This window comes from Caballeronia sp. LjRoot34 (assembly GCF_964253815.1).
GTDB lineage: Bacteria > Pseudomonadota > Gammaproteobacteria > Burkholderiales > Burkholderiaceae > Caballeronia.
The window spans coordinates 76,473-87,899 of the sequence record NZ_CAXUSB020000002.1; the positions used below are offsets into that span (position 1 = coordinate 76,473).

Annotated in this window: 9 protein-coding genes; 6 read left to right on the plus strand and 3 right to left on the minus strand. The window is 59.3% G+C overall.

Annotated elements, in window-relative coordinates; genetic code table 11:
• Window positions 1-39 precede the first annotated feature (39 nt).
• Entirely contained in the window at window positions 40-936 is an 897-nt protein-coding gene (gene purU, locus ACSQ36_RS19825) for a formyltetrahydrofolate deformylase (protein WP_436183277.1), read from the minus strand.
• Window positions 937-1,065: 129 nt separating this feature from the next.
• Window positions 1,066-1,986, minus strand: a complete 921-nt coding sequence (locus ACSQ36_RS19830) for a choline sulfate utilization transcriptional regulator (protein WP_213769119.1) — start codon at window positions 1,984-1,986, stop codon at window positions 1,066-1,068.
• 155 nt (window positions 1,987-2,141) lie between these two features.
• Here ACSQ36_RS19830 and betC point away from each other — a divergent pair, with 155 nt between their 5' ends.
• The 3 genes from betC to ACSQ36_RS19845 all read left to right on the plus strand — a co-directional run bounded on the left by betC (window position 2,142) and on the right by ACSQ36_RS19845 (window position 6,095).
• Window positions 2,142-3,680: a choline-sulfatase gene (gene betC, locus ACSQ36_RS19835; RefSeq protein WP_436183278.1), complete on the plus strand. Its 1,539-nt coding sequence runs from the start codon at window positions 2,142-2,144 to the stop codon at window positions 3,678-3,680.
• A gap of 52 nt (window positions 3,681-3,732) precedes the next feature.
• On the plus strand, window positions 3,733-4,683 hold the full coding sequence (locus tag ACSQ36_RS19840; RefSeq protein ID WP_213769117.1) for a choline ABC transporter substrate-binding protein: 951 nt from the start codon (window positions 3,733-3,735) through the stop codon (window positions 4,681-4,683).
• A 263-nt stretch (window positions 4,684-4,946) separates the two neighbouring features.
• The gene (locus tag ACSQ36_RS19845; RefSeq protein WP_436183279.1) at window positions 4,947-6,095 is read left to right on the plus strand and encodes a porin; all 1,149 of its coding nucleotides are present in this window, start codon (window positions 4,947-4,949) and stop codon (window positions 6,093-6,095) included.
• A gap of 15 nt (window positions 6,096-6,110) precedes the next feature.
• On the opposite strand, the gene ACSQ36_RS19850 is transcribed toward ACSQ36_RS19845, so the two are convergent.
• The gene (locus ACSQ36_RS19850; protein ID WP_436183280.1) at window positions 6,111-7,094 is read right to left on the minus strand and encodes a GlxA family transcriptional regulator; all 984 of its coding nucleotides are present in this window, start codon (window positions 7,092-7,094) and stop codon (window positions 6,111-6,113) included.
• Between the two features lie 1,343 nt (window positions 7,095-8,437).
• Here ACSQ36_RS19850 and ACSQ36_RS19855 point away from each other — a divergent pair.
• The 3 genes from ACSQ36_RS19855 to ACSQ36_RS19865 all read left to right on the plus strand — a co-directional run bounded on the left by ACSQ36_RS19855 (window position 8,438) and on the right by ACSQ36_RS19865 (window position 11,418).
• A complete protein-coding gene (locus ACSQ36_RS19855) occupies window positions 8,438-9,394 on the plus strand; it encodes a choline ABC transporter substrate-binding protein (protein ID WP_213769263.1) in 957 nt (318 codons plus the stop codon).
• A gap of 14 nt (window positions 9,395-9,408) precedes the next feature.
• Window positions 9,409-10,338, plus strand: a complete 930-nt coding sequence (locus ACSQ36_RS19860) for a 3-keto-5-aminohexanoate cleavage protein (RefSeq protein WP_436183281.1) — start codon at window positions 9,409-9,411, stop codon at window positions 10,336-10,338.
• A gap of 132 nt (window positions 10,339-10,470) precedes the next feature.
• On the plus strand, window positions 10,471-11,418 hold the full coding sequence (locus ACSQ36_RS19865) for an L-carnitine dehydrogenase (RefSeq protein ID WP_436183282.1): 948 nt from the start codon (window positions 10,471-10,473) through the stop codon (window positions 11,416-11,418).
• Window positions 11,419-11,427 lie beyond the last annotated feature (9 nt).

Consider the following 11,427-nt stretch of genomic DNA (forward strand, 5'->3'; position numbering starts at 1 on the left):
CGGCGTTGTTTCGTTTCAGAGACTTCTTTCAAAGGCTAATCACAGCACCACGGTCCGATCGCCATTGATAAACACGCGTCGTTCAATGAACGCCTTCACCGCACGCGCAAGCGTGATGCATTCCACATCGCGTCCCGTCGCCAGCAGACGCTCCGGTTTGTACGAGTGGTCCACGCGCTCAACCACTTGCTCGATGATCGGACCTTCGTCGAGGTCATCGGTCACGAAATGCGCCGTTGCGCCGATCAGTTTCACACCACGCGTATGTGCCTGGTGATAAGGCTTCGCACCTTTGAAACCGGGCAGAAACGAATGATGGATATTGATCGCGCGCGCGGCCAGTTTCCGGCTCGTCTCGCCCGACAGGATCTGCATATAGCGCGCGAGAATCATTAACTCCGCGCCGGATGACTCGAATAAATCGAGCAGGCGCGCTTCCTGTTGCGGCTTGGTATCGGCGGTGACAGCGAGGTGATGGAAGGGCAAGCCATGCTGCACGGCAAGCGGTTCCAGATCACGATGGTTCGACCCGATCCCGACAATGTCCATCTTCAGCTCGCCCATGCGCCAGCGGAACAACAGGTCCGCGAGACAGTGCTCAAGCTTCGACACCATGATGAGCACTTTCGGCCGCGCGGCTACGTTGTGAATCGCCCACGTCATGGAGAAACGCTCGGCAATAGGCGTGAATTCCTGCTGCAACACGGCGATCCGCAGCGTTTCATCGTGATCCACGCCGTGGAAGACGCAGCGTACGAAGAAGTGCTGGCTGAGGTCATCGTCAAAGACGGTGAGTTCATCGACGTAACACTGGTGCCGATCGAGAAAACCGACCACGGCGGCGACTTGTCCCGCAGCGCTGGGACAGGCCACCGTCAGCACGAGTTGATGGGAAAGGGGGGCTATGACGCTACTAGTGACATTACTGCCGGCCATGCGGTTCTCCACTATGCGAATGGCAGCGCCGCGAACGCAGCGCACATACGTTGCAGTAGAACAAATTGCATGGGGCGGCGGCTAGAAGCTAAACGCCGTGACGCTGGTATCGGAGCGTCAGGCGGGTCTTCAGGCAGTCACGCCGCACTCAGCCAGCAGCCAGTCGCGAAACGCGCATACGGTCGTGGTTTGAGCGCGCGGCGCATTCAAGATATAGCCGCTCTCCGTCGTGACCGGTGTGTCGAATAACTCGATCAGTTGACCGCTCGCGACGAGTTCGTCGACCAGCGGCGCCCAACCGAGCGCCACGCCCTGGCCCATGATCGCCGCGTGCGCGACGAAGCCATAACTATTGAACGTGATGCCACGATGCGCAGGCGGCGCTGCCAGCCCGTGCGCCGCGAACCAGCCGTGCCACGACAGCCAGCGCTCCGGGTTTGTGGGTTCGAGATGAAGCAAGGGAAGACTAACAAGATCCGAGGGATGGCCGGGCTTGCCATGACGCGCGAAGAACGCGGGGCTGCATACCGGCGTGACCTGCTCGGGAAACAATTTGACCGTACCGCGTCCGGCCCAGTCGGTTGCCGTCTGACCAAAACCGATCACGATATCCGCATGGTCGTGATCGGCGGCAATGACGTCTTGCGCAGTGGTGATCCTGACATCGACATCGGGCATCAGCGCCTTGAATTGCGACAGGCGCGGCATCAGCCAATACGTTGCGAAGCCGAAGTCGGTGAGGAGATTGAGCGAGCGCTGCGCGGGCGATGCATGGCGCGACCGAATGTCGTTGGTAGCAACGCGGATGGTGTCGAGGCTCTGGCGCACGGCTTCGAACAGGCGTACGCCGTCCGCGGTAAGCGTCACGCCCCGGTGCCCGCGCTCGAACAGCGCCGCGCCGAGGTTCTCCTCGAGTTGCACCACACGCTGGCTGACCGCCGGCTGCGTGGAGCCCAGTTCGCGGGCAGCAGCGGTGAAGCTGGCGAGACGCGCGGCGGACTCGAACATCGACAGCGCCTGCATCGGCGGCAAACGATCCTGTCTCGACATAAGTCCCCCTTATGAGCTCATAACGTTTTGCTCTCTTCACAGCCGCGCAACGAACGGCAATAGTGATGCACGACACGGACCGTTCGCCGTGCGGTACCGGCCATGCTGCGCCCTTTGCCGCGTCACCTTCCTGATTCTATTCGAGCCTCGCCCCGATGCTTAAACGCAAACCAAATATCCTTATTCTGATGGCTGATCAAATGACGCCGTTCGCGTTGTCCGCGTACGGCCATCACGTAACGAAGACGCCGAACATGGACGCGCTCGCGGCCCGGGGCGTGGTCTTCGATTCGGCATATTGCGCGAGTCCGCTCTGCGCGCCGTCACGTTTTTCGTTCTTGTCGGGCAAGCTGCCCTCGGCGATAGGCGCCTACGATAACGCCGCCGAATTTCCCTCGCAAACATTAACGTTCGCCCATTACCTGCGCGCGGAGGGGTACCGCACGATTCTCTCGGGGAAGATGCATTTTTGCGGCCCGGACCAATTGCACGGTTTCGAGGAGCGCCTGACGACCGATATCTATCCTGCGGATTTCGGCTGGACGCCGAACTGGGACGACTTCGAGACGCGCCCGAGCTGGTATCACAACATGAGTTCCGTGATCGATGCCGGGCCGTGCGTCCGCACGAATCAACTCGACTTTGACGATGAAGTGACTTACACCACGCGCCAGAAGTTATTCGACATCGCGCGTGAGCGGCAAGCCGGGAAAGATGAGCGGCCGTTTTGCGTGGTGGCGTCGCTTACTCACCCGCACGATCCGTACGCGATTCCGCAGAAATACTGGGACATGTACCGCGACGAAGACATTCAGATGCCTGCGTACCGCGACACGCTGGACGCCGCCGACCCGCATTCAAAGCGCCTGCGTTACGTGTGCGAGACCGACAAGACGCCACCGACCGACCAGCAGATCCGCAATGCGCGCCATGCGTACTACGGCGCGATTTCTTACGTCGATGCACAGTTCGGCGCGATCCTTGAAGCACTCGATCAGGCGGGAATGGCCGACGACACTATCGTGATCGTGACGTCCGATCATGGCGAGATGCTGGGCGAACGTGGCCTTTGGTACAAGATGACCTTCTTCGAAGGTGGCTGCCGCGTGCCGCTGATCGTGCACGCGCCGGGACAATTCGAGGCGGCGCATGTGAGCGCCTCCGTCTCGCATCTCGACCTGCTGCCGACGCTGGTGGAACTTAGCCGTGGGGCGCCGCGGCCGGCATGGCCCGATACGATCGATGGCCGGAGTCTCGTGCCGCATCTGCGTGGCGAGCCGCAGGCACACGATGAAGCCATTGGCGAGTACCTGGCCGAAGGTGCGATTGCGCCGATCGTGATGCTGCGCCGCGGCGACTTCAAGTTCATCCATACGCCCTCCGATCCTGACCAGCTCTTCAACGTCACTGCGGATCCACTCGAACGCATCAACCTTGCCACGCTGCCCGAACACGCGGCGGCGATCTCCTCGTTCCGCGAGGAAATCGCCGCGCGCTGGGATCTCGACGCGCTGCGCGAAGAGGTCGTGCGAAGCCAGCGGCGCCGGCAGTTTCATTTTGAAGCGACCACGCAAGGCCGGATCGAATCATGGGACTGGCAGCCGTCGGTAGATGCCAGCCAACGTTATATGCGCAATCACATTGACCTCGACACGCTCGAAGCCATGGCGCGTTTCCCCGCCGTCAAACGCTAAAGCCCAAGCTGCTGAACCACAACCAAAACCCCACTACCCACAGGAAGCCAACATGAAAAAGCCCTTCAAGCACGCGCTATTCTGCATTGCGGCACTCTGCGCATCCATCGGCACGGTAGTCGCCGCCGAGCCTCAAAGTTGCCTGCAGGTGAAGATGGCGGACCCGGGCTGGACCGATATCGACGCCACGAACGCCATGGCCGGTGTCGTGCTGAAAGCGCTCGGTTATAAGCAGAGCGTCTCGAATCTTTCAGTGCCGATTACGTATCAGGGCTTGAAGAAAGGTCAGGTCGACGCCTTCCTGGGTAACTGGATGCCCGCACAAGGACCACTGGTCAAGCAGTTCGTCGATGAGAAGTCGATCGACGTGGTGCACCCGAACCTGACCAACGCGAAGTTCACGCTGGCCGTGCCGGACTATGTGGCGGCTGCCGGCGTGCATACGTTCGCCGACTTGCAGAAGAATGCGGACAAGTTCGACGGCAAGATCTACGGCATTGAACCGGGCGCGCCGGCGAATCAGAACATCAAGAAGATGATCGATGAAAAGGCCTTCGGATTGAATGGCTGGAAGCTGGTGGAGTCGAGTGAGACCGGCATGCTGACGCAAGTGGAACGCTCCGTGCGCGACAAGAAGTGGATCGTGTTCCTTGCCTGGGAGCCGCATCTGATGAACACGAAGTTCCATCTCACCTACCTCGATGGCGGCGATAAATACTTCGGTCCGAACTTCGGCGGCGCGACGGTCAATACGGTCGCGCGGGCCGGTTACGTGGGTGAATGCCCGAACGTGGGACGGCTTTTCAAGCAGATGACATTCAATGTTGACCTGGAGAACGGCATCATCACCGACGTCCTTCAAAACAAGACCAATGTGGATACCGCTGCCGCAGCTGCGCTCAAGCGCAACCCGGATCTCGTGAAGGGTTGGCTTGACGGCGTTACCACGGTTACGGGCGGAAATGGCTGGCAGGCAGTGCAAACAGCGCTTGGTTCCAAATAACAACGGTGGGTCGCAACTGGACAGGTTTGCGTCGCAAAAGGTCGAGCCCCAATAAATATGGCCTCTTACTTTTGCAAGGCTGGTGCATGCGCGTAAAGCTCAATGCATGCACCAGCATCCCATGCGTCAGATCACTGTAGTTCGCCAGTCTCTGCAATAAAAATTCGAGCGGGCAGCGTTGCGCGATGTCAACCCATCGCCGGAGCAGCGCGGCTCTTGCTTCGTCCAACGAAACATGCAACGGGTATCAGGGAGAATCAACGATGAAGAAGCGAAATGCCGCAAAGCTGGCGGCTCTGGCGCTGAGCGCAGGCGCCGTCTCCGCACCTGCTGTGGTTCACGCGCAAAGCAGCGTGACGCTGTACGGTATCCTCGACGCGGGCATTACCTACGTCAACAACACGGGTGGCTCGCACGTCATCAAATTCGACGACGGCGTCTCGTACGGCAACCGGATCGGTTTCAAGGGCACGGAGGATCTGGGCGGCGGAATGAAGGCGATCTTCGCACTCGAGTCCGGCTTTCACCTCGGCAGCGGCCAATATGCTTTTGGTGGCGCGGAGTTTGGCAGGCAGGCGTATGTGGGCTTGCAGAACCAGTGGGGCACGATCTCGGCGGGTAACCAGCTCGACCTGACGAACGAGTTCATGGAGGGTTACAACATCTCCTCGTTTGGCAGCGGCTACGCGATCCACCAGGGTGACTTAGACCGCATGAACGGCGACCGCTTGCCGAACTCGATCAAATACATGTCGCCCGATATCAGCGGCCTGACTTTTGGCGGCTTGTATTCGTTCGGCGACGTTGCGGGTGACTTCCACGAGAAGAGCGCATACAGCTTGGGCGCGCACTACGCGCACGGTGACTTCACGATCGGTACGGCGTACACGCGCCTGAACAATCCGAACGGGATTTACGCATTCGACCCGTACGCGATGATCGGCACGAAGACGTTCCTCGGCCAGACCGTTGCAACCGTGAGTCCGACGACAGGCGCCGTGACCGACTTGTTCAGCAGTACCGCGTTCAACGTCGACAGCCAGGCTACCTTCGGAATTGGCTCGTCGTATGCGCTCGGCAATTTGATGCTGCTGGGCAACTACACTTACACCACGATCAAGGGTTATGGACAATCGTCGCACATGCACGTGGGCGAAGGTGGCGCGTCGTATAACTTCACGCCTTCGTTGATCCTGTACGGCGGTTATCAGTTCACCGCGTTTGAAGGTCACAAGTGGAACATGGGCTCGCTCGGGTTGCATTACCTCTTGTCCAAGCGTACCGATGTCTATGTGTCGGGCGACTACCTTAAGGCATCGAGTGGTGTGAACGCGGTGATCGGCTATAGCTTTACGCCGTCGACATCGAGCACGCAAAGCGATGTTCGCATTGGTATCCGGCACTCGTTCTAAGCGCTTCAGTTGGTTTCAGCTGGTCGCGACGGTTTCCCCAACGGGTGCCGTCGCGCGTGGCGAACTGCGGTCCTGGCGCGGGCTTGAGCCGAAACGTGTACGGTAGGTGCGTGAAAAGTGCGAGGGTGATTCGAAGCCGCATGCCACGCAGACCGTGGTGATGGACATGTCGGTTTGTTGTAGTAATTCGCGGGCGCGTGCAAGGCGCAGTCCGAGATAGAAGTGAGTAGGTGTGTCTTTCATCGCCGAGCAGAACAGGCGTTCCAGCTGACGTCGCGTCACGCCGATTTCCTCTGCCAGTGCATCTGGCGACAGCGGTTCCTCCATGTGTTGTTCCATTACGCCGATCACCTGGATCAGTTTGCGATTGTGGATGCCGTAGCGCGCTGCGATCTGCATGCGCTGGTGGTCCGAGCGTTGGCGGATGCGGCCGAGCACGAATTGTTCGGAGACCTGGGCGGCGAGTTCGGCACCGTGGCGGCGTCCGATCAGGTCGAGCATGAGGTCGATGGAGGCTGTGCCGCCGGCGCACGTGATGCGTCGCGCATCGATTTCGAATAGCTCCTGGCTGACCGTGAGCGATGGATAGCGCTCCTGGAACGCCGATGCCGCTTCCCAGTGGAGCGTTACGCGTTCGTGCTGGAGGAGGCCTGCTTCGGCCAGCACGAAGCTTCCTGTATCGATACCACCTAGCGTTGCGCCTTTGCGGTCCATCCGTCGGAGCCAGTCACCCATTTCGCGTGTGTATTGGCTTAGCGGGTTGAAGCCTGCGACGACGATGACGTTGGTGGCGGAGTCGACGCTGGTCAGGGCGCTTTCGGCGTTGAGCGAGATGCCGTTGCTGGCGCAGACGGGGCCGCCGTCGAGGCTTAGGATGTGCCAGCGGTAGAGGGCGCCCTGGAAGCGGTTGGCGACGCGTAGCGGCTCGATCGCCGACATGAAGCCGATGGACGAAAACTCGGGCAATAGCAGGAAGTGGAAGTCTTCGGTGGCGGGCATTTACACGGTAGGGATGTTTTTGCAATCGGACTAGCAAGCTAACAAGCGGAAATTGCGGGCGCAATGGGGCCAAATCCTAGGTTTTTCGTTCGCACTTGAGTGTGGGGTTTGGGCGGGTGGTTAAGGTTTAGGGGTTAGTGGTCGGGGTCCATGCCGGGTTGGTCGGTTCTGGGGTTAGCGGTCGGGGGTCTATGCCGGGTTGCTGCTTTCAGCGTTAGCGGTCTGCAAGAGTTGGATTTTCTCTTTATCACTGTTAGCCACTGTGCGTGGCGGCACGTCATTTCTTTGTCCAAAGCGACAAAGAAACGAAGCAAAGAAAACGCTTTTAAACCACGCTACCCTAAGTGTCCACAGCGTGCAGTTTCTATTCATAGGTGCCCCAAAAGCACGGTGCTCGCCAGAGCGGAGGATGTGTGAAACCCTCCTTCTCCGAACACCGATACCCACACGCTTCGCCACCAGTGATTGAACCTGCCCAAGGGACACCCCGCGCTATCCGCGGACGCGCCCCTCCAAATCAGCACGCATGATGGAGCACGCAGCCAACCCGCGAAGAAATGGGGCCGCGAAGACGCGTAAGGCCATAGCCTATGAAAATAACCGCACTGAAATAACCGCACTGACCAAGCGGCTAACCCACGAAGAACCGTAGAAGCAAAGACGCGTTAGGCCGTACCGGTTCCTGGTCAATTCGTGCTTGCCCGAGAGCACGGGTGGCGAAGCGTGTTCATTGGCAAGCGCGAGTCTACGAGTACGCGTGAGGCCGTACTGGCTCCTTGGCAACTTGTGCTTGCCCGAGAGCGTACGGAGCGAAGCGTGTTCGTGTCAGGATTCGCGAGAAGGAGGGTTTCACACATCCTCCGCTCTGGCGAGCACCGTGCTTTTGGGGCACCTATGAATAGAAACTGCACGCTGTGGACACTTAGGGTAGCGTGGTTTAAAAGCGTTTTCTTTGCTTCGTTTCTTTGTCGCTTTGGACAAAGAAATGACGTGCCGCCACGCACAGTGGCTAATAGTGATAAAGAGAAAATCCAACTCAGGCAGACCACTAAGGCCGAAAGCACCAACCCGGCATCAACCCCGACCACTAACCCCAGAACCTAGCACCTCGGCACCAACCCCGTCCACCCAACCTAGAAACCAGAACCGCCCCGCCCCCGAAACCAAGTGCCAACGAAAAAACCTTGATCGAATGCGAACAAAACCATTCCGTCGCTGACAGTCAACTCCCGGTCGCAACCGGTCGCCTCCCCACCATTATGCGGCGTTACTTTTACCCACGGTCGGACATATCCGAACGCGTCTGTCCCACACAAAAAATCACCGGAACAGGAAGCCAAGCCATGACATCAATCCCGACAACGAAAAAGCTGCTCGCCTGTCTGTTTCTCGCGTTAACCTCAATCGGCGCATCCGCGCAAAGTAAGGAAGACGCAAGCTGCCACACCGTTCGATTCGTCGACATCGGCTGGACCGACATCACCTCGACCACCGCGCTCGCATCAGTCGTATTCCAGGGCCTCGGCTATGACGCGAAGATCACCCAGGCCTCAGTGCCCATCTCACTCGCCGGCCTGAAGACAAAACAAATCGACGTGTCACTAGGCTACTGGTGGCCCGTGCAGGAAAAATCCGTCCAGCCGTTCCTCGACGCCAAGCAAATCGACAAGCTCGACCCGCCAAACCTGTCGGGCGCCAAAGCAACGCTCGCCGTGCCGAGCTATGAATACGACGCAGGCCTGAAGACCTTCCAGGACATCGCAAAACACAAGGACGAACTCGACGGAAAGATCTACGGCATCGAGCCGGGCAGCAGCGCAAACGCCCAGATCCAGAAGATGATCGATACCAACCAGTACGGCCTGGGCGGTTTCAAGCTGGTGCAATCGAGTGAAGCCGGCATGCTCGTCACGGTCGACCGCGCCGTCCGCGACAAGAAGTGGGTCGTGTTCCTTGGCTGGGAACCGCATCCGATGAACATCCAGATCAAGATGAATTACCTCTCCGGCGGTGATGCTGTATTCGGCCCGAACTACGGCGAAGCACGCGTCTATACGCTGACCAACCCCGACTTCCTGACCCGCTGCCCGAACGCAGGCAAGCTGGTTTCGAATCTGCGTTTCACCACGCAACTGGAGAACCAACTGATGATTCCGGTCATGGCCAAAGTGCGTCCCGCCGATGCCGCCAAGGACTATCTGAAGAAAAATCCCCAAGTGCTTGACGCGTGGCTCGCGGGCGTAAAGACGGTGGACGGCAAGGACGGACTGCCGGCAGTGAAGCAATATCTTGGCCTTTGAAAGGACGACGCAACATGAACTATGAAGTGATCGTGACCTGCGCGGTAACGGGCGCGGGAGATACCACGAGCAAACACCCGGCGATCCCGGTCACGCCCAAGCAGATCGCGGAGGCGGCCATCGAAGCCGCGCGGGCAGGAGCAACCGTTGCGCATTGCCACGTCCGCGATCCACGCACGGGCCGCGGCAGCCGCGACCCGGCGTTGTACCGCGAGGTGGTGGACCGCATCCGTTCATCGGACGTGGACGTGATCATCAACCTGACTGCAGGCATGGGCGGCGACCTGGAAATTGGCGCGGGCGAAGCGCCGATGCAATTCGGTGCGGGTACTGACCTCGTGGGTGGCTTGACCCGGCTGGCACACGTGGAAGAGTTGTTGCCGGAAATCTGTACGCTGGACTGCGGCACGCTGAATTTCGGCGATGGCGACACCATCTACGTATCAACCCCCGCGCAACTTCGAGCCGGCGCGAAGCGGATACAAGAGCTGGGCGTGAAGCCAGAACTCGAGATCTTCGATACAGGGCATTTGTGGTTCGCGAAGCAGATGCAAAAGGAGGGTTTGCTCGATGATGCCCCTCTGTTCCAGCTATGCATGGGTATCCCCTGGGGTGCACCGGCGGACGTGGGCACGCTCAAGTCGATGGTCGACAACATGCCCGTGGGTGCGCAGTGGGCAGGGTTCGGAATCGGCCGCATGCAGATGCCGATGGTCGCCCAGGCGATGTTATTAGGTGGCCACGTGCGCGTGGGTCTTGAAGACAACCTTTATCTGGACCGTGGTGTGCATGCGAGCAATGGGACGCTGGTTCAGCGGGCGGTAGAGATCATCGAGCGTCTGGGTGGTCGTGCATTGACGCCGGCAGAAGGCAGAAAGAAGCTGAACCTGCCGGCTCGCGGCGAGCGTTTGCTTGACCGCCGCAAGATCGAGCAGTTCGCGTAAGAGCGTAGAAGATACAAGCCTGAAACCCGCCGACGCAGGCCGTGCGAAAGCGGGGAATTCAGGTTAGAAGCAGGCACAAGACACTAAAACATCGAAGCAAGTTAAAAGCCAAATTAATAAGGAATCCGGTATATGCAAGTCAAGACGTTTGCTGCGTTGGGAGTAGGGGTCATTGGAAGCGGCTGGGTATCGCGAGCGTTAGCGCATGGACTTGACGTAGTAGCGTGGGACCCGGCGCCGGGCGCCGAGCAGCAATTACGGGCGAACGTCGCGAACGCATGGCCGGCGCTCGAGCGAGTGGGGCTGGCAAAGGGGGCATCACAGGAAAGACTGCGCTTCGTTGCGACCATCGAGGAGTGCGTCGCCGACGCCGACTTCATTCAGGAAAGCGCGCCCGAGCGTGAGGACCTGAAACTGACGCTCCATGGGAAAGCATCCAGGGCAGCAAAGCCGGAAGCCATCATCGCGTCGTCGACATCGGGCTTGCTCCCAACGGATTTCTACGCGAGCGCCAAGGACGCTTCGCGCTGCATCGTGGGCCATCCGTTCAACCCGGTCTATTTGCTGCCGCTGGTCGAAGTCGTTGGTGGCGAAAAGACATCGGAAGCAACGTTGCAAGCAGCATCGACATTCTATGAATCGATAGGCATGCGTCCGCTGAGAGTCCGCAAAGAAGTCCCCGGTTTCATCGCGGACCGCTTGCTGGAAGCACTCTGGCGCGAGGCACTTCACCTGGTCAACGAAGGCGTGGCGACCACCGGCGAAATCGACGATGCCATTCGTTTTGGCGCGGGCATTCGCTGGTCGTTCATGGGCACGTTCCTGACCTATACGCTCGCGGGCGGCGAGGCCGGCATGCGTCATTTCATGCAGCAATTCGGCCCGGCGCTAGAATTACCGTGGACCAAACTGGTCGCACCAAAACTAACGGACGAACTCATCGACCGGGTGGTGGACGGCACCACGGATCAGCAAGGCACGCACTCCATCAAGCAACTGGAACGTTATCGCGACGACTGCATCACGAGCGTGATGACGGCCATTGCTGAAGCGAAATCCCGCTACGGCATAGCGGACTAGAGAAGGCAT